The organism is Pseudomonas sp. S34 (genome assembly GCF_009866745.1).
Classification (GTDB): domain Bacteria; phylum Pseudomonadota; class Gammaproteobacteria; order Pseudomonadales; family Pseudomonadaceae; genus Aquipseudomonas; species Aquipseudomonas jessenii.
The window spans coordinates 3,466,229-3,483,865 of sequence record NZ_CP019398.1; the positions used below are offsets into that span (position 1 = coordinate 3,466,229).

Annotated in this window: 24 protein-coding genes, 3 tRNA genes and 1 pseudogene; 11 read left to right on the top strand and 17 right to left on the bottom strand. The window is 56.0% G+C overall.

The window, feature by feature from the left end; genetic code table 11:
• Nucleotides 1–4: 4 nt before the first annotated feature.
• The 8 genes from PspS34_RS15440 to PspS34_RS15475 all read right to left on the bottom strand — a co-directional run bounded on the left by PspS34_RS15440 (nucleotide 5) and on the right by PspS34_RS15475 (nucleotide 4,948).
• Complete coding sequence (locus tag PspS34_RS15440; protein WP_159390107.1) at nucleotides 5–325, bottom strand: hypothetical protein; 321 nt, start codon at nucleotides 323–325, stop codon at nucleotides 5–7.
• Nucleotides 297–1,634 carry a site-specific integrase gene (locus tag PspS34_RS15445; protein WP_159390108.1) on the bottom strand — a complete coding sequence of 446 codons (1,338 nt, stop codon included), beginning with the start codon at nucleotides 1,632–1,634 and terminating at the stop codon, nucleotides 297–299. Before PspS34_RS15445 ends, PspS34_RS15440 begins: the two co-directional genes overlap by 29 nt.
• A complete protein-coding gene (locus PspS34_RS15450; RefSeq protein ID WP_159390109.1) occupies nucleotides 1,634–2,134 on the bottom strand; it encodes a hypothetical protein in 501 nt (166 codons plus the stop codon). The genes PspS34_RS15445 and PspS34_RS15450 overlap by 1 nt, the downstream gene beginning before the upstream one ends.
• Complete coding sequence (locus PspS34_RS15455; protein WP_159390110.1) at nucleotides 2,134–2,955, bottom strand: replication protein P; 822 nt, start codon at nucleotides 2,953–2,955, stop codon at nucleotides 2,134–2,136. The genes PspS34_RS15450 and PspS34_RS15455 overlap by 1 nt, the downstream gene beginning before the upstream one ends.
• A complete protein-coding gene (locus tag PspS34_RS15460; protein ID WP_159390111.1) occupies nucleotides 2,955–3,701 on the bottom strand; it encodes a DnaT-like ssDNA-binding domain-containing protein in 747 nt (248 codons plus the stop codon). Before PspS34_RS15460 ends, PspS34_RS15455 begins: the two co-directional genes overlap by 1 nt.
• Nucleotides 3,701–4,009 (bottom strand): hypothetical protein, encoded by a 309-nt coding sequence (locus PspS34_RS28600; protein WP_238786583.1) that lies wholly within the window; start codon nucleotides 4,007–4,009, stop codon nucleotides 3,701–3,703. Before PspS34_RS28600 ends, PspS34_RS15460 begins: the two co-directional genes overlap by 1 nt.
• A gap of 64 nt (nucleotides 4,010–4,073) precedes the next feature.
• Complete coding sequence (locus PspS34_RS15470) at nucleotides 4,074–4,694, bottom strand: hypothetical protein (protein WP_159390112.1); 621 nt, start codon at nucleotides 4,692–4,694, stop codon at nucleotides 4,074–4,076.
• Between the two features lie 53 nt (nucleotides 4,695–4,747).
• Entirely contained in the window at nucleotides 4,748–4,948 is a 201-nt protein-coding gene (locus tag PspS34_RS15475) for a Cro/CI family transcriptional regulator (protein ID WP_108217324.1), read from the bottom strand.
• Nucleotides 4,949–5,054: 106 nt separating this feature from the next.
• On the opposite strand from PspS34_RS15475, the gene PspS34_RS15480 reads away from it, so the two are divergent.
• From PspS34_RS15480 to PspS34_RS15505, 6 genes and pseudogenes are all read left to right on the top strand, one after another.
• Entirely contained in the window at nucleotides 5,055–5,777 is a 723-nt protein-coding gene (locus tag PspS34_RS15480) for a S24 family peptidase (RefSeq protein ID WP_159390113.1), read from the top strand.
• Nucleotides 5,778–5,997: 220 nt separating this feature from the next.
• A complete protein-coding gene (locus tag PspS34_RS15485) occupies nucleotides 5,998–6,246 on the top strand; it encodes a DUF1654 domain-containing protein (protein ID WP_159390114.1) in 249 nt (82 codons plus the stop codon).
• Nucleotides 6,247–6,629: 383 nt separating this feature from the next.
• A complete protein-coding gene (gene csrA / locus PspS34_RS15490) occupies nucleotides 6,630–6,809 on the top strand; it encodes a carbon storage regulator CsrA (RefSeq protein WP_159390115.1) in 180 nt (59 codons plus the stop codon).
• Nucleotides 6,810–7,010: 201 nt separating this feature from the next.
• Nucleotides 7,011–7,163: a hypothetical protein gene (locus PspS34_RS15495; RefSeq protein WP_159390116.1), complete on the top strand. Its 153-nt coding sequence runs from the start codon at nucleotides 7,011–7,013 to the stop codon at nucleotides 7,161–7,163.
• Nucleotides 7,121–7,507 (top strand): annotated as a pseudogene (locus tag PspS34_RS15500) (hypothetical protein); the annotation flags it as partial. The gene PspS34_RS15495 and the pseudogene PspS34_RS15500, both read left to right, overlap by 43 nt.
• An 81-nt stretch (nucleotides 7,508–7,588) precedes the next feature.
• Nucleotides 7,589–7,915 (top strand): hypothetical protein, encoded by a 327-nt coding sequence (locus PspS34_RS15505; RefSeq protein WP_159390117.1) that lies wholly within the window; start codon nucleotides 7,589–7,591, stop codon nucleotides 7,913–7,915.
• 37 nt (nucleotides 7,916–7,952) lie between these two features.
• Here PspS34_RS15505 and PspS34_RS15510 read toward each other — a convergent pair whose 3' ends face one another.
• The gene (locus PspS34_RS15510) at nucleotides 7,953–8,186 is read right to left on the bottom strand and encodes a hypothetical protein (RefSeq protein WP_159390118.1); all 234 of its coding nucleotides are present in this window, start codon (nucleotides 8,184–8,186) and stop codon (nucleotides 7,953–7,955) included.
• A 393-nt stretch (nucleotides 8,187–8,579) separates the two neighbouring features.
• Nucleotides 8,580–8,783: a hypothetical protein gene (locus tag PspS34_RS15515; RefSeq protein WP_159390119.1), complete on the bottom strand. Its 204-nt coding sequence runs from the start codon at nucleotides 8,781–8,783 to the stop codon at nucleotides 8,580–8,582.
• A gap of 146 nt (nucleotides 8,784–8,929) precedes the next feature.
• Between PspS34_RS15515 and PspS34_RS15520 the strand changes: the two genes are divergently transcribed.
• The 4 genes from PspS34_RS15520 (at nucleotide 8,930) to PspS34_RS15535 (ending at nucleotide 11,581) form a co-directional block, all read left to right on the top strand.
• Nucleotides 8,930–9,163: a DUF4406 domain-containing protein gene (locus tag PspS34_RS15520; RefSeq protein WP_275113785.1), complete on the top strand. Its 234-nt coding sequence runs from the start codon at nucleotides 8,930–8,932 to the stop codon at nucleotides 9,161–9,163.
• A 57-nt stretch (nucleotides 9,164–9,220) separates the two neighbouring features.
• A complete protein-coding gene (locus PspS34_RS15525; RefSeq protein WP_159390121.1) occupies nucleotides 9,221–9,577 on the top strand; it encodes a hypothetical protein in 357 nt (118 codons plus the stop codon).
• Nucleotides 9,578–10,341: 764 nt separating this feature from the next.
• Nucleotides 10,342–10,548, top strand: a complete 207-nt coding sequence (locus PspS34_RS15530; protein WP_159390122.1) for a DUF4224 domain-containing protein — start codon at nucleotides 10,342–10,344, stop codon at nucleotides 10,546–10,548.
• A gap of 1 nt (nucleotide 10,549) precedes the next feature.
• Complete coding sequence (locus tag PspS34_RS15535) at nucleotides 10,550–11,581, top strand: tyrosine-type recombinase/integrase (RefSeq protein WP_159390123.1); 1,032 nt, start codon at nucleotides 10,550–10,552, stop codon at nucleotides 11,579–11,581.
• A gap of 80 nt (nucleotides 11,582–11,661) precedes the next feature.
• Here PspS34_RS15535 and PspS34_RS15540 read toward each other — a convergent pair.
• The 7 genes from PspS34_RS15540 to PspS34_RS15570 form a co-directional block, all read right to left on the bottom strand.
• Nucleotides 11,662–11,748 (bottom strand) — tRNA-Leu (locus PspS34_RS15540).
• Between the two features lie 195 nt (nucleotides 11,749–11,943).
• Nucleotides 11,944–12,017 (bottom strand) — tRNA-Cys (locus PspS34_RS15545).
• Nucleotides 12,018–12,063: 46 nt separating this feature from the next.
• Nucleotides 12,064–12,139 (bottom strand) — tRNA-Gly (locus tag PspS34_RS15550).
• A 63-nt stretch (nucleotides 12,140–12,202) separates the two neighbouring features.
• Complete coding sequence (gene pgsA / locus PspS34_RS15555; RefSeq protein WP_057714620.1) at nucleotides 12,203–12,763, bottom strand: CDP-diacylglycerol--glycerol-3-phosphate 3-phosphatidyltransferase; 561 nt, start codon at nucleotides 12,761–12,763, stop codon at nucleotides 12,203–12,205.
• A 32-nt stretch (nucleotides 12,764–12,795) separates the two neighbouring features.
• Nucleotides 12,796–14,619 carry an excinuclease ABC subunit UvrC gene (gene uvrC, locus PspS34_RS15560; protein ID WP_057714618.1) on the bottom strand — a complete coding sequence of 608 codons (1,824 nt, stop codon included), beginning with the start codon at nucleotides 14,617–14,619 and terminating at the stop codon, nucleotides 12,796–12,798.
• A gap of 2 nt (nucleotides 14,620–14,621) precedes the next feature.
• Entirely contained in the window at nucleotides 14,622–15,263 is a 642-nt protein-coding gene (gene uvrY, locus PspS34_RS15565; RefSeq protein WP_032829778.1) for a UvrY/SirA/GacA family response regulator transcription factor, read from the bottom strand.
• Nucleotides 15,264–15,360: 97 nt separating this feature from the next.
• Nucleotides 15,361–15,834 (bottom strand): GNAT family N-acetyltransferase, encoded by a 474-nt coding sequence (locus PspS34_RS15570; RefSeq protein WP_159390412.1) that lies wholly within the window; start codon nucleotides 15,832–15,834, stop codon nucleotides 15,361–15,363.
• Nucleotides 15,835–16,487: 653 nt separating this feature from the next.
• Here PspS34_RS15570 and PspS34_RS15575 point away from each other — a divergent pair.
• The gene (locus PspS34_RS15575; protein ID WP_102671504.1) at nucleotides 16,488–17,564 is read left to right on the top strand and encodes a 3-deoxy-7-phosphoheptulonate synthase; all 1,077 of its coding nucleotides are present in this window, start codon (nucleotides 16,488–16,490) and stop codon (nucleotides 17,562–17,564) included.
• Nucleotides 17,565–17,637 lie beyond the last annotated feature (73 nt).

Sequence of the window (17,637 nt, forward strand, 5' to 3'; positions counted from 1 at the left end):
ATTCTCAATCCCCTGTGTAATTTGATCCGCCGGCGCCGCGACGGTTGTTCTGCTGGTAGTACTCGGCCGGGCCAGGTATCGACGAGCCACGCTGGAGGGCTTCAATCTCTCGCTGAGCCCGCTGCAATTTGAAGCTCAATTGAGTCACCAACTCGTCCGAAGAAAGTACCAACCTGCTATCCCGAATAACCCAGCCTGAGCCATTGCAAGCAGTACAAATCAACTCGTAAAACAGCCCTTTCACTACGGCTTTGCCCTTGCAGGTCGGGCAAGGCTCTAGCTCGATCCGCAGCCTCTTAAAGCCAAGCTCCTGCCCGTTCTGCATGTTTTAAATCCTCGCCTATGGTTGATTCTTGAATGGCCTTGCAGCCCTTGTCTTGTGTGGCTTCCAGCGCATTACCGGAATCTCCGAATCTAACGCCGGTCAACATATGAATCTGGTCAAAACCCTTCGTATCTAGAAGCGCATGCCACTGCTCTAGGGCATCGCGCTTGCGACCCATCACATCCGACTGGATGTACACCTTCACGTTGTGCCCCATCGCATGGTTGATCAGCAGCTCGCCAATCAAGTGGTCGATGCCGAGGTCTGCCCAGCCGGTACGAGCTACCTTGCGCAGATCGTGACTGGTCCACTCACCCTGCCCCAGCCGCACGAACACGGTACTCGCCTGCCCTTCGCTGAGTGCCTTCCCGTTACGGGACGGGAACAGGAACTGACCGTCATACCCTTTGGCCCGCTGAATCTCGCGATAGCTGATGAGCACCTTGCGCACCTGGTCGGTCAACGGCAGGTGATGCTCGACGCCGGTCTTGGTGTGTTCGGCCGGAATGAACCACTCACGCTCAGCCAGACAGATGTGCGACCAGCGTGCCTGCCGGGTTTCGCCGATGCGGGTGCCATGGCAGAGCATCATCAGAGCCAACAGGCAGTCCGCAGGGTTGTTCGCCATGGCGCCGAGCAAGCGACTCATCAGGTCTTGGAGTTGGGTACCACGCAACCGAGAAGGCTTGATCCCGACCTTGGCTTTGGAGAAGTCGTTGAACTTGATGCTCGCCATTGGGTTGGACGAAATCAGGCCCAACTTGAACGCCTGACGGAAAGCCAGGGCCAGCAGCTGGAACACCGAACGCACGTAGTCGATGGAAATGCTTTCCTGCAGAGGCCACATGAGCTGGCTGTCGAGGGTCGCCTTGTCGAGGGCGGCCAATGGCAGTTCGCCGAGGCGCGGCATCAGGTGGCATTTGATCATGGAGGCACCGGTTTTCTTGCGCTTCCCGGACAAGTTGCGATCACGCGCCATGCGCTCGGCGTACCACTCAATCAGCTCACCGGTCATGACCCACTTAGAAACGGTTGAACCTTCTTCGGCAGCAACCCGCAGACGGACAGTCGGCAGCGCCGCAACCACCTGCTTGGTGCTCAGATCCGGGAATCCACCAATACGATGCCAGGCGCGCTTGCTGAGCAAGTACCAAGAGCCACGAGAACGATTCTTTGCGAAGCGAAAATGCAACGCCGGATGACTCGCATCACGCAGATCACGGACATGCAATTTTTTGGCGTTTCGCTCGATCTCGGCGTCCGACAGCTTCACCGTCAGGGTCTTCACCACAGCTATCCAATTACCCATTAGCCCTCCTTCAGCAGAGATTGCAGGAGCTTGAATTTGTCGAGTGCTTCAGCATTGACCTCGCGCTCTGCCTCAACGGACAACGCCACTTCCTCGATACGCGCGGCGAGCTTTTTCATGCGATGACCGACCTCCTCGGCAAAGCTGATGACCTCGCCAGACAGCACCGCCAACGTATCCAGGGCGCTGGCATCGGCTTTTTTAATGGTCCAAACGGCTGACTGGGTTTCTTTTGGCATGCCCTGCTCTCTCGGGGATTTGATGGTAACGGCGGTACGCTGAAAGTGACCGTTAACGGGTTCGCGAATGAGACCTGCCTCCTTCAACTCACCCAAGCCGCGCCGGACAGCCGGAAACTGAGCCCCCGTGGCTTCGGAAACCATCAACGAATTGAAAATGTCGTGGGCACTCCAACGCTCCTGGATTGGCACGACCTGGAACACCTTGCGGGCAAGTGAAGATTGCCCGGCCAGCATGTTTTGTTGCTTGGCTGCATTCATCAGAAGCCACCTGTGGGATTGATTGGATCAGGGAGGGAGTTCAAGCCGGTACCTGGAAGCGAGGCTTGTTGCTGCTCGCGTTTTCCCGGGCCACTGGCAAAACGAGCCAGCAACTGGGCACGGGCGACCTTGCCGTCAAGCGGGATCGACTGTTGCGACATGGTCATCAACAACCGCGCCTCGCCGTACTCTTCCGCGAGTTGCGTTTCGAGCTTTTGCGAGTCGTGGCCGATGCCAATGGCGATGTCTTCGAGCGGCTGTCCGCTGACCAACATCCGGATGGTGATGTCATAGGCGCGATCAAAGACCTTGCTGGCCTTCTCGGACACCAGGCTGTTCAGGTTATGCATCTCGCATTGAAGGGCGGCATGACGTACCGCCGGGTGCGACCACTCGCGGGAAAGTGCTCGGCTCGGGTCCAAATTGACCAGCGCTTCACGAAGGGCCTTATCGTGCGAAGGAATGCCCAGCATTTCAGGAGTTGGCTGACACCACTTCACAAACTTACCGACGCTCGGCGCGAAATCGCCGCCGTGCTGTCGGCAGTTCTGCAAGCCGTACCGAATCTGCTCGAGAGTATTGATCTCGGCGGCGACGAAAGCCTTGACCCAGCTGCGTTTTGCAGCGCGTAGGGCTTGATCATCGGGCCAAGCTTGCTTCCACGCGGGGAAGATCGCCTGCAATTCCTTGAACAGCGCGTTAACGACATCAGCGGTACCAGGCGGCAATTGTTTCCGCTGCTCCAGCGTCACGAGCGGCAGGTTGCTCATCTTGCTCAGCAGTCGGTTGGCGCTCTGAGGCACGCCTTTGGCTTGGGTCATCACAAGTCACCCAGGTCATCAGACCAGGTCGTGTCGTCGAAATCTGGGCCGTTGACCTGCTTCACGGGAAATTGCCGAATGTTGGAACTGGCCGTTTTGGCAACATCGCGCTTGATCCACTTCACGAGCAGGCTGACCCAGGCTGCTTGCGTCTCGAAACGACCACTCGCGGTGTAATGGCAAACGAAAGCAGCCGTGGCCTCCGCGCTGAACGTAGTTAGCGGTAGGGCCATACGTAGCGCGTAAGCCTGCAAGAGCTGTTGATCAGGCACCCACTCAAGCGACATCTCGACTGCCGCCGAACGATCGCTCGCGCCCAGAGTGTTGTGTTGATCTTTATTCTTCTCTCCATCTTCTTTAGGTAACGCATTGCTAACGCTTGGAACGTTACCTTTGGCGTTAGCTGCTTTGTGGTTGGCTACCCTTTTGGCAGTGAGAAGCCTGTTTTTGGCGGTTTTCCCGTTATGACGCTCGAAATGCGGGAGGCTGATTACGCCATCCACTTCTTGCATCCATGCCACGGATTTCATGTGCTCGCAAAAACCGATAACGCCCACCAGCCGATCAAGTAACTTTTTGCTAACGCTAGGAGCGTTACCGCTCTCCGTCTGCTGGTCGAACCAACCCCATACACGCATCAACTTGCCCACTACCGCGTCCGGATCGATGTCGGCTAGGTCAGCGATCTGGCAGACCTCTGGCTTATCTAGGGTAGTGAGTTCGAATTTGATCCAATCGCCGGCCATTACATGCTCTCCTGCAGAAGCTCAGCAAGGCGAACAAGGCCTTTCGGGGTGACCATAGGGTCGAATGCAGCTCGCTGGATGCTGGCTTCCGGATCAGGCTTCAGGGCTGTTACTTTGTAGGGGGTGTCATTTGAGGACGCGACACCCTTGGTAGCCAGCGCTCGGACTGTCTTCCGGACATTGTCATGCGAACTGCCTATCAGCTCGGCAATATCGTGTGACGACATGGTGAGGCATGAGATGTTTTGCGATTGACCGAAACGTGTCACGACATCGAGGGTATTGCTTGGGGCAATGTGGCTGTGCATAATCATTGTTCTCTAGTTTTGCGAATCAGCCGACCTTCTCCGTCGGTTTTTTTGTGTCTATAACTCAGGCGATCGACTTCAATGCTGAGCGAGACTTTTCGATCATCTCCTCGGCTTTCCGACCAAGCTCCCCTGCCCTTGCTTCAACTTGTCGACATTCCTTGGCGAACGCTGGTAGGTGCGGCATGTCCTTTTCGCTCATCACCTGATCGTCGAAAACTTCGCTTCCCGTGTCGATCACATCCCCCAAGGCGCGGATCAACGCACTGAAGCTTTTGTTCCCGCATTGTTCGGTCGCCATCTGGCGGGCACCAATCAAACCGTGACGGCTGGCCAGTTCATTCACGCAGTGATCACGGAACTCAGGCTCGAGTGCATTGACCCAGGACTCTTCCAGCCAAGAAGGAATTTCTTGCTCGCTCGATAGCCAGCGTTGAACACGCTTGAGCCAGCGTCCTGTTGCCCTCACGAACCCAAGAACATCGTTCAACCGCGCCAGTTCATCGAAATCAGGAACCTTCGCTAATTCGATCTTCGCGGCAGGGACGATTACGTAAATTTCCCGGCTCAGCGCCTGGGCGAAATCGTCCTGACTCAGGTTGGTGCGCGCGATCTGATTTGCCGCATGCGCGACTAGCACCTGATCCCGGGTTTGAATGCTGTGTCTTGGACTGGACGTTTCCATATGAACTGCTCTCTCCTAATCTGGCTTCAATGGAGCGCTAGATAATGTGTTGGTTAACCTGTGAAGCGCTGGGGTTGGCCGGGAAAGGGCTTCACCTCTTCCGCCTCGAAGCGGCCGTCATCAAACACGGTCACATAAACCTCCCGCCCTGCCTTCAAGGCTTTACTGATGCCGCCCTGGCTCATACGAAGCGCTGACGCCGCTTTTAGCTGACCAACTTTGGTCACAAAATCTTTGAGTGGTATGCGCTGCATACAGGACCTCTTTCACTGTGCATGCACAAAAGTATTACCTGCGGTCTTTATTAAGTCAATATCGGCGGTCTTAGATTGATATTACCTGACGTAATACAGTGCGTTTATGAATAAACCTTTGAAAAAACGCCCCTTGAGCGACGTAGAGCAGCAGGAATGCGCCGCGCTGAACGCGCTCTATAAAGCGAAGAAAAAAGAACTCGGGCTTAGCCAAGAAAAAATTGCTATAGAAGGCCTCAAGGCCAATAGCCAGAGCGCTGCGAGCCATTATTTGACAGGGCGAAACGCCTTGAATATCGAGGCCGCTTCTGTTTTTGCGCGCTATTTGAAAGTCCCCGTTTCAGCCTTTAGCGAGCGCCTTGCTAAAGAAATCGACAAGCTTTCAAGCTCTGAACCTTCATATGTCGCTTCAACTCGACAACCTAATGAGTCATTCCGCTACCCGGTCATCAGCTGGGTTGCTGCTGGCGCCTGGGCGGAAGCAGTCGAACCCTTCCCTCCTGGGTTTTCAGATCGATACGAGTTATCGGACTACAACTCTAAGGGGCCGGCCTTCTGGCTTGAGGTGAAGGGCGACTCGATGACATCTCCGGTCGGGACAAGCATTACTGAAGGAACGCTGATCCTTGTTGATACCGAGGCTGATGTTCAGTCTGGAAAACTTGTTGTGGCCAAATTGGCTGACAGCGACCAAGCCACCTTCAAGAAGCTCGTAGATGACGGTGGTCGACGTTACTTAAGGCCCTTGAACCCTGCCTACCCTACCGAGATGTGTGCAGAGAACTGCCGAATCGTTGGAGTCGTGGTAAGGGCGCTGCAAAAGCTATAGGACATTGGTCCCCCATCTAGCCTGCCTTTAGAAAGCCCGCCATGCGCGGGCTTTTTCGTCTTTGGTCCTCACAAACTCTTTCACTTTCGTAAGTTTGCGGCGTGTATTCCTCTTTTTTGTATAAAGATTTTTGCAGCTTGCCGAAATGGACTATCCCAACCCGTCAAATGTTTGACATTTTGTGGTGGCGCTTCCAAATGAAAAAACTAAGGATCACCGTATGCATCGCCCACCTCCTGCAAACTCATCTGAGACTTCATGTGCGATTCTGCGCCGACGAATCCAACGCCTGATCGCTGCGCCGCATGCGCAGAAGATCCAATCCGTCGTAATCACCAGGTCAGAGAACGAATCTGCCGAAGCATGGCTCCAAGTTCTGCAGGAAATTGAAGAAACCGATGGGATCCGCATGGATCGGCTTGAGAGTGGTGCCATCAGGATCGGGTGGCGAGAGTACTGCGAAGCGTGAAGAGGGCCCGCAATTGAGCGGGTTTTTTATTATCTGTCGTATTTTTTATTACCTGCGGTCTTGACTGGTTTTATTATCGCTAGTAATTTGCTTCTCAAGCCATCGGCTCAGCAGCGAAAGCCGCGCCACTCTTTAACAATCAGCGCAACAAACAACAGACCGCATTGCCTCTACCGGCGACCGGCAAGCAGACAGGCCCGAAAGCCTGCCAACGACAGGAACAACCTGGGCGGCTGCTCGATGGTGAACCCCAGAACCGTGTGAATGACCCGGCAAGCAATGCGCCCCGCCCCTCCGGCGGCAATTGGATGGACAGCATCACTGCTGCACCTTGGCGACAGGGTGCAGCGGGATGTAAACCAACTCATGCAAGGAAATGGACAATGCTGATTTTGACTCGTAAAGCAGGCGAAAGCATCAACATAGGCAACGACATAACGATCACCGTGCTGGGTGTGAGCGGCCAACAAGTACGCATCGGGACAAGCGCTCCCAAGGAAGTCGCAGTGCATCGAGAAGAGATCACCCAGCGCATTGAAGCGGGCCTGTCCAAACCCCGGTAATTAATCAACCAGCAGGTAGGCGGAGTGCTGACGAATACACATCACCTACTCCGAGGGATCAGTATGCATCCATCATTTCAAGAGCGCTTCGATGAACTCGGTGTGCTACTGCAGAAAACTAATGCCGCCCGGGCCGGCCGTATAAATCGACCAGCGCTAGCCAAACCGGTGCGCTACCAAGTCGCCGGGAGAAGCGTCGGCATGTACCAGATTAAAGACCGCACCACCGGCAAGACTCGCGCCTTCCGTGACGACTACAAGGCCGCTCACGAACTCGCCATACAGTTTGAAGCCAAGGCCAATCGCCAGACGTCGCGGTGGTCCACATCGACCCCAGCGGGCGCCAAGGGATGATCAACAGGAAGAGCTACAAGAGCATCCCGCCAGGACAACGCATGGCCGAAGCAGTCTGCGACTTCCCCCACCGTTGGACGATCTATCTCAGCGTCCAGTGTCGCGATCAACGAGGGCACCGCTACACTAAATCAATAGAGGTTGCTCCCCAAGGCAACTATCTGGCCGCGCACCTCGAAGACGTGATCGAGGAAACCTACAAGGACTTGGTCGCCGAGAGCAATCCGAATCACCGGGTCGCTTCGGGCTGGATCGCCATCCCCGCCGAAATATCGCTGACTGAAGAGCAGGCCGCCCAGGTGTTCGACGCCGTGGATGTCTGGAATCAGCAGAGGGCAGCATGAGACGCATCAGCAACCAGGTGCAGCAACGCCGACGACAGACATGGCTGGATTTACCGGCCCACGGAATTGAAGAGGCAGGCCATGTCCAAGAGCGGACAAGAGCGATCGGCGAAGACCGCCGAGAAACGGATCCAGTTCGACGAGAAGGAACTGCGGCACCGGGTCAGACTAGGTACAAGACAGAAGCTTGATGAATTGATGGCCTGGAACGGAATCGAGGAAATGAGCGAGGCGGTGCAGAACCTAATTCTGAACGCTCATGCGCTCGGGCCAACCCTGTCATTCCAAGCGATTGAAAGTCCGCGCCACAAAGTTCAGATAAGCGAAAACGTGGCGCGAATGTTTCGAGATGAGAGTTTGCGGGAGCTGCGAAAAGACCCGGGCGACGAACACTTCGCGCCGAATTGATGAGCTCGGCAATTCCTCGATCCCACTCGACCCAATCTCAGGGAACGAGCAGTGCCTCATGGATTTCAATGGCGGGAATATCGACAAGCTCGCGCTTTTCGGCCAACCAGCCCCTCATTCTCTTCACATCGAAAATCTGACCCTGCTCCATGAGCGTTAAAACCAGCGCTCTGGAAATTCGATAGTGGCCGCATGAAGGGCAGTCGCGCTCTTCAAAGTCACCACCAACCTGGATGTTTTCAGCGCTTCCGGCGCAAATCAGGCAGCTCATGGCGCCCTCCTTATTATTTTTATGAGGATAAAGCCTGTCAGGTTCTGAGTACCAATCCCCGATTCGATGGACCTGCATTCTGCCAACTGGTTCACCCTTCTCTTCTGAATACCCCCTACACACTGCCGCATCCGGTCACGGATGGCGGTGTCTGATTGCTGAATTGTGGCTGACAGGTGCTAGGCGAGCGCCACAGGCTCAAGGAATGGCAGGAGACTGTATCAACGCTCCTGATCACCCTTGCAACCGTGCCTGCCGAAGAGTCCGCCCGCTTTGCGAGCATGTCGCGACCTGAAATCGTCGTTAAGGAAAAGTGGTCGCGACAGTTTGAAGAGTCTGCCAAGACCGGTGTCGAAATCTGACGGTCTAGTTATTGCACTGGCGCAGTGCCCACTACTTGACTTGATCATATGCATCAATCATCACTTTAATGGCGTTTGATACATGCGGATGTTCAGCCCAGCGGTATGAAGCATTTCCAAGTAAGCCGGCTGTCGCGTTGTCAATCAGGCTTTTTACATCAAGCCCGCTGGCGATGGCCGCTCCAATAATTGCTACAAGCGCCTGCTCAAGTGCAATTTCGCGATCACTGACCATTCAAACTCCTTGAACCGACCCCATGCCGACCTGAAAGATTAATAGCTCACCCACAACAAAAGTACCACTACACCCTGTCGCATCCGGTCACGGAGGGCGGCGCTGTTACCACGGCGGTAGTCGCCATACAGGAGGGGCGCAGGTCGGTGCTGTGCGAACTCAACCCGGGCTGCGGAACCTGGAACGATTGCATGTGCCGCGACATCGCAGCCCTGATGAACTGCGACACCGAGGCAACGCTCCCTGGCTGGGAGCATTCGAAAGGTGCAGGACTGGAAGTGCTGATCGCTGGCCGCCTCAGCATGACGGTTGTGAAGGCCCATGATCTGGTATCGATGGAGACCATCAACCCCACCTTTTGTCGCAAGCCGATTGACTGACAGGGACCTTTGGAGCCCAGTAATCAGCTGGCTAAACCTGATCGGAAGAGAAACACCATGTCGAAGATAACGGTGATATCCGGTGACTTTCTGGCAGGTGATGCTGAATTTCAATCTGGACTGTTCATTTTACAATCCGCAGTAAAACCCTCTCTTAAAATAAAGATACCCATTTCAAAACTAGAAACTTTAGAAACAGCAACCGAGGAAATAGTTAATAAAAAAGGGAGCGTTATTCGATGGAGTCTGGCTGGAGCATTGCTTTTAGGTCCGGTTGGACTAGTTGCAGGCTGGTGGCTATGTGATAAAGAAAAGGAAATAACTTTCTACGCAAAATTCAAAGATGGCCGCAGCCTTCTTGCCACAACTGATATCAACACTTACTCCAAATTCTCTGCCTCTCCCCACAAGTAACACCACTTTCCCCTTCAAAGTCAGCCGCTATAGCGGCAAGGACGAAGTCATGCCTGAAGAAATCGTTTTGATCCAGCCAGCCCCTGTCGTCCGCGATAAGAATGGCAAGCCCCGGCATAGGACGCCCCATGCCCACAGAAAACCAAATCTGTCGTGCCGCCATAGGATGAGCGCACGACGGTGATGAAGCTGGTCATCACCGCCGTGCGGCATGCACTTCGCCAGATCGAAGCAAGAACTTCTATCTAATCTGAAGTTACCGACTTTCTAGAACGATTCCGCAGGTTTGTAGATCTCTCTTCTGCACCCCGATGTAGTAAGGAAACGTTGTAATCGTAGGTCGATATCAATGGCACAGGCTCCTCATTCCGGGACATATCAAGCCATCGCCTTGTGCGTTCGATGTCGAAGGATTCCTTCTTAAACTTCATCCTCGCAACAAGGTTCGCTGAAACCCTGAAGTGTCCACAACCAGCTGAGCATTTGACCTCTGACCAGTCTCCAGGCGCTTGAACAATCCTAGCGGCAGCCTGACAGATTAAGCACTTCATATTCGATCTCCATATCAGTGACCTATCAACTGTAGCCGATCATCGGCGAAGGACATCCCCATGCCCACAGAAAACCGACTCACCCGGTTTCACCCGGACCCGCAAGACGCTGATTAACATCAGCGCAACAGCCGCCGACTTGGCGCCTTCAGCAAACGAACTGCCACCTCCACTCACCCACCTTCTGCCGCCACCCACGGCATGGAGACGCTTATGAACATTCAGTTTCTTTCCCACACGGAGGTCTGCGAGCTTACCGGCGCACGGACCAAGGCAGGCCAAATCCTCAACCTGAAGAAGAACGGTGTCAGGCACACCATTAAGGTGAATGGCTGGCCAAGTGTTACGGCGGTGGCTGTGACGGCGGTCGGTATGTTTGAGCCAGAGAACCCCGTATGGACACCACGCAAGGCTAGCTGACATGGGACGACGACCAAGCAAACCCGGATCAATCGCCCGGCTGAGAGAGCGCAAGAAAGCCAGCGGCCGGGTTTTCTACTACTACGACACCGGCGGCAAGGACCGCAAAGAAATTCCGCTGGGCAGCGATTACGGTCTGGCGATCATGGAGTACGCGAAACTCGAGCGTGATCGCACCGCCACCGACCTGGTGGCCAAGGTGATCACCCTCCGTTACGTGGCCGAGAAGTATTTGGTCGACGTGGTGCCATCAAAGAAACCAGCAACGCAAAAGGACAACGTCAGGGAGTTGAAAAACCTGATGTCATTCTTCGACGACCCGCCGGCTCCGCTCGAAACAATCCAGCCCCTGCACGTCCGCCAATACCTGACCTGGCGCAAGGCGGCGCCGGTGCGCGCCAACAGGGAGAAGGCCCTGCTCAGTGCAATATGGAACTTCGCCCGGGATATCGGCTATACCGCGCTCGCCAACCCTTGCGCAGGAATCAAGGGAAACAAGGAAACGGGGCGGGACATCTACATCGAGGACGCACTGTTCAAGCGCGTGTACGAGAAAGCGGACGCCGGCCTACGGGATGCGATGGACCTTGCCTATTTGACTGGCCAACGGGTGACCGACACTCGATTGATGGATGAACGCGACGTCCGAGAGGGTCAGATATGGGTGCTGCAGGGCAAGACAAACGCCAAGCGCCGAATCGAAATCACTGGGGAGCTGAAGGTTTTGATTGATCGAATCATGTCCCGAAAGTCAGAACACAATGTTCGCTCAACGCGGCTGATCGTTACCGAGGATGGCACACCAATGTCGGTGGCGATGTTGCGGGGAAGGTTTGACTTGGCCAGAGAAGCAGCCGGGGTTGCAAAATCCGAGTTCCAGATGCGCGATTTGCGCGCTAAAGCCGGCACGGACAAGGCGGAGTCAAGCGGCGATATTTTGCAGGCCAGAGATCAACTTGGGCATACGACCGTCGTAATGACCGAGCAGTACATCCGCAATCGAAAGGGGAAAAAGGTCTCTCCAACGAAGTGAATTGCGGACCAGATCAATAATTGCGGACCAGAAACGAACAAGGGTTTGCTCAGCTTTCGCTCGCAAACCCTTGATATATATGGTGCCCGAAGCCGGAATCGAACCGGCACGCCCTTACGAGCGGGGGATTTTAAGTCCCATGCGTCTACCAGTTTCGCCATTCGGGCGGTAGCGCGGTGAAGCGTCAAGCTTTTGCCAAATAACGCTCTGGCAGTTCTGACGCTTGTGCAGCAGAGGTGGAAATATATACATCCCGCCCCAGTGAAGCAAGTTCGCAAATACCCTTTTCAAGACTAAATCTTGCAGGCTACTGCAAATAAAAAAGCTCCGTAAATCATAGATCTACGGAGCTTGTTTATTAGTGGAGGCCGAGGTCGGAATCGAACCGGCGTAGGCGGATTTGCAATCCGCTGCATAACCATTTTGCTACTCGGCCTCAAAACATTTGCTGTCAGTAGCGCGACATCAAATGCGTACAAACTTGGAGCGGGAAACGAGACTCGAACTCGCGACCCCGACCTTGGCAAGGTCGTGCTCTACCAACTGAGCTATTCCCGCGTCTTGGTGTGGCGCATTCTATAGAATCCAGAAGCCCCGTCAACCCTTTGATTCAAAAAAGTTTTATTTCTTTTCAACGTCGGTCTTCAGATGTGGCCAGGCAGCCCGCAGGTACTGGACCATCGACCACAAAGTCAGGCCAGCCGACACCATCAGCAAGGTGTAGCCCAGCAAGACCCAGAAACTGAAATCCTTGGAGTTGGCCAGCAGGATCACCAGCGCCAGCATTTGCGCGGCGGTTTTCCATTTGCCCAGGTTCGATACGGCGACGTGGGCACGAGCGCCCAGTTCGGCCATCCACTCGCGCAGTGCCGAGACGACAATCTCGCGACCGATGATCACGGCAGCCGGCAGCGTGAGCCACAGGTTTCCGTGTTCCTGCACCAACAGGACCAATGCAACCGCAACCATCAGCTTGTCGGCAACCGGATCGAGGAAAGCCCCGAACGGTGTGCTTTGTTCCAGCCGGCGGGCCAGGTACCCGTCCAGCCAGTCGGTCGCGGCAGCGAATGCGAAGACCGAAGCGGAGGCCATGTAACTCCACTGGTAAGGCAGGTAGAACAGCAAAATGAAGATCGGTATGAGCAGAACGCGTAGAACGGTAATCAGATTAGGGATATTCATCGGCACAACTGGCTACGAGGTGAGGGGGCATTCTACTCGCTGTGCAGATTTGCATAAATCAACTCTGCGAGCTTTTTACTGATCCCGGGGGCTTTGGCAATTTCTTCGATGCTTGCACGAGACAGCTCCTGCAATCCACCAAAATGTTTCAACAAATCACGCCGACGTGTGGGTCCGACGCCAGCGACGCCTTCCAGTGTAGACGTCCGACGGGTTTTTCCACGTCGGGCGCGGTGCCCGGTAATGGCAAACCGGTGGGCTTCGTCGCGAATCTGCTGGATCAGGTGCAGCGCGGGTGAATCCCCGCGCAAGGTGAACTCATGTGCGGCGTCGTTCAGGTACAGGGTTTCGAAACCGGCCTTGCGCGTCGCACCTTTTGCCACGCCGAGCAGAATCAGGTCAGGCACGGCCAGCTCATCGAGCACGTCACGGGCCATGGACAACTGACCTTTACCGCCGTCCACCAGCAGGATATCCGGCAGCTTGCCCTCCCCGTCCTTCAGTTTGCTGAAGCGTCGGGTCAGCGCCTGATGCATCGCCGCGTAATCATCGCCGGCCGTAACGCCCTCAATGTTGTACCGGCGGTAATCGGCCTTGATCGGACCTTCGGGACCGAAGACCACGCAGGACGCCACCGTCGCCTCGCCGCTGGAGTGACTGATGTCGTAGCACTCAAGGCGCTGTGGAGGTTCATCCAGCTTCAGCACCTCGGCCAGTGCATCGAAGCGCGCCGTAATGTGCTGACGATTCGCCAGGCGCGCACTCAGTGCCTGCTCGGCATTGGTCACCGCCAATTGCTGCCAGCGCGCCCGCGTTCCTCGCACGCGATGGCTGATGGTCAGTTCACGACCGCGCAACTCGTCGATGGCGGCGATCAGCGTGGGAAAGTCATCGTGGACCACGTTGACGATCAGTTCGCTTGGCAAGTCGCGTTCAGGACTGCTGATGAAGTACTGGCCTAGAAATGCGGCCATGACTTCAGAAACGTCTTCTTCTATACCGACTTGAGGGAAGAAGTTCTTGCTTCCCAGTACCCGCCCGCCCCGCACGCTGATCAAGTGGACACAGGCGCCGCCCGGGTTGACGAAGGCGGCAATCACATCGACGTCCCCGGTCCCGCCCTCCATGCTCTGTTGATCCTGGACCCGGCGCAGTAACGCAATCTGGTCCCGTAACTCGGCTGCACGTTCGAATTCGAGATTGATCGCCGCCTCTTCCATCCCGGCGGACAACTCGTCAGTCAGTGCATTGCTGCGCCCTTCAAGAAACATCACCGAATGGCGGACATCCTCGGCGTACACCTGCGGCTCCACCAGCCCGACACAGGGCGCCTTGCAGCGTTTGATCTGGTATTGCAGGCATGGGCGCGTGCGGTTCTTGTAATAACTGTCTTCGCATTGCCGAACGAAAAACGTCTTTTGCAGCAGGCTCAGGCTTTCGCGGATCGCGCCAGCACTCGGATAAGGCCCGAAATACTTGCCCTTGGCCTTTTTCGCGCCGCGATGAATGCTCAGGCGCGGAAACTCTCCGTCGGAGAGAAAGACGTAGGGGTAGGATTTATCGTCGCGCAGCAGGATGTTATAGGGCGGGCGCCATTCCTTGATCAGCGTCTGCTCAAGCAGCAAGGCTTCGGTTTCGTTGGCGGTGATCGTCGTCTCGACCTGGGCGATACGCGCCACCAGCGCGGCGGTCTTGGGGGCAAGCCCGGTCTTGCGAAAGTAGCTCGACAGGCGATTCTTGAGGTTCTTCGCCTTGCCGACGTAGAGCAACCGCGCCTCGCTGTCGAACATGCGGTACACACCGGGGCGCCCGCTAACGGTCGACAGAAAGGCGCTCGGATCAAAGGTGTCGTTCATTTTCAGAGGCTGGCGTCGACCATGCCATGACGAACCGCCAACAGCGTCAACTCGACATCACTGCTGATCGAAAGCTTTTCGAAGATGCGGTAACGGTAGGTGTTCACGGTTTTCGGGGACAGGCACAGTTTATCGGAAATGATCTGTACTTTCTGGCAGCCGACAATCATCAGCGCGATCTGGATTTCCCGCTCCGACAAGGCATCGAAAGGCGAATCGTTGGTCGGCTGGAAGGACTTGATCGCCAATTGCTGGGCAATTTGCGGACTGATGTAGCGTTGCCCGGCAAACACCAGGCGAATGGCCTGGACCATTTCCGGCAAACCTGCCCCCTTGGTCAGGTAACCTGCCGCACCGGCCTGCAACAGCCGCGTAGGAAACGGGTCCTCTTCACACACGGTCACCGCGACGACCTTGATATCCGGATGACTGCGCAATAATTTTCGAGTGGCTTCAAGACCGCCGATACCCGGCATCTTGACGTCCATCAACACCACATCGGGTTTCAGCTCGCGCGCCTTGATCAGGGATTCCTCACCCGACTCGGCCTGGCCGACTACTTGCAGGCCATCGATGTCAGCCAGCATTCGTGTAATGCCTGTACGAACGAGATCATGGTCATCGACTACTAGCACCCTAATCAAGCAGACACCTCGCGATTTGGTCTTATTGGGTTGTCAGACACCTTAGCAAAAAGCATCTGGCAGACCTAGCGGAAAGCGTCAGATTAAAAGTTTCAATTCATCTTGAAAGGCTTGCCGCAAGCGTGTTGCAGCGATCCAGGCCGGGGATATCCAGCTGCATCCTCAGGAAACATTCGTCCTTGCCCACTACCCTCAATCCCTTGTGCTCGTACAACGCTTGCGCCGGGTTGTTTTCGAAAACCGTCAGGCGCAACGCCGGGCGCCGCTCCTGGCGCGCCAGAACCAGTACCTGATCGATCGCCCAGGATCCAGCGCCCTGCCCACGAAACGCTTCGACGATATGCAATTCACGGATATACAAGGCCCTGGCATCACGGCTCAGGCTGACATAACCCAGCACTTTGTCGCCCCATGCAATCAAGCGGTTGTCCCGCCCGGCCCAGGCCACGTCAAACGCTTCGTCCAGCCACAACAGGTCATGCTCAATGTAGTAACGCAGCATGCCCCTACGGGTCAGTTCGCGGGCAAATTCCAGGTCATCCGGTATTGCCGGACGCCATTGGCATTCCATCATTCCAGCTCCACGGCGAGGGTCAGGTGCGTCCTTGTGACGATATGTTTTTTATTGAAGCGCAGAGTGTGTCACAACCTTCGGGGTACTCAAGCGATAGAAAGGGACGACGTTGGCCGATAGCATTTTCTGATTGAATCTGCGTACCGGCCTCTAGTAAGCTCGACCCATCCATCGGAGACAGACCATGTTCAACGCCCTCTTACAGCTTGGTACCGCCAGCGCCCCGCGCTCGGTTGCGGCTGCCCGGGTGAACGACGGTTGTGCTCCGGTCAGCTTTTATTTTGGGTATTGGTTTAGCCACTGGCGCGCCTGATACCCACACGGCGCCCACTTTAAACGGGTCGCCACCAGAGAATTCTCAACCCCCGGTCGGCCTCCCGACCGGGGGTTTTGTTTTTTCAGCCCCAACACTTTTAGCGACACACCAGACATTCAGAGGATTAAGAACATGAACTACGCCACTTATTACCGTTACGACAGTTTTACCGCCTGGCGATTTACCACCCTCCGCTCGGGACAGCCTGCCGCCTCCGATCGGTCACCCACAGGTGGCAAGCACACACACGCAGCCAATCCGGCCAATTGTCGAACACCCCAGTAGGGCCGAGCGCGCGGGCACGAACCCGCCACCAGCCCAGGAAGCCTTGAATATGAACTCGTCCGTCTCTGCACTGCCGCTGTCCACCTTGAGCCCTGCCAATGAAGCGCTGACCCTGCGCCTGCCCAGCTCATTGCAACTCAAACAGCAATTGCCCCTCGGCAACGCCCTGACCCGGCAAGTCACCGCCCACCGCCAGGCGGTTCGCGCGATCCTCAACGGTGAAGATTCCCGCCTGCTGGTCATCGTCGGCCCCTGCTCGATACACGATCCCGAATCAGCCCTCGAATACGCTGGCAACCTTGCCCGCCTCGCCGCCGAAGTCAGCGACGAAATGCTGCTGGTGATGCGTGCCTACGTCGAAAAACCCCGTACCACGGTTGGCTGGAAAGGCCTGGCCTACGACCCGCACCTCGATGGCAGCGATGACATGGCCGCCGGCCTGACGCTGTCCCGCGAGTTGATGCGCGAAATGCTCCGCCTGGGCCTGCCCGTTGCCACTGAACTGCTGCAACCGATGGCGGCCGGCTACTTCGATGATCTGTTGAGCTGGGTCGCAATTGGCGCCCGGACCACGGAGTCGCAGATCCATCGGGAAATGGCCAGCGGCCTGGGCATGCCTGTAGGGTTCAAGAACGGGACAGACGGCGGTGTCGGCGTCGCCAGCGACGCCATGCGCTCCGCCGCCCATCCCCATCGCCATTTCGGTGTCGATAGCCAGGGACATCCGGCGATCATTCAAACCCCGGGTAATGCGGACACGCACCTGGTACTGCGCGGCGGCCATCGCGGCCCGAACTACGACAGCGCCAGCATCGCCCAGGTGAACAGCGACCTGACCAGGCTCAGGATTCCGGCTCGAATCATGGTCGATTGCAGTCATGCCAACAGCGGCAAAGACCCGTTGCGCCAGCCAGCCGTTTTCAACGATGTACTTGAACAACGCCTGCAAGGCGATCGTTCGCTGATCGGCATGATGATCGAGAGCCATTTGTTCGAAGGCTGCCAGCCGCTAGGTTCGACGCTGAAGTATGGCGTGTCGGTTACGGATGGTTGCCTGGGCTGGTCTGGGACGGAAACGTTGTTGCGCGATGCAGCGGATAGATTGCGGAAACAAATTCGCACTTAACAATCGCTCTGGTGTTGAGCTCCCTTGCGTTCCATATGACGCAAGCTGAGCTCCTCACCCCCCGAACAATTTG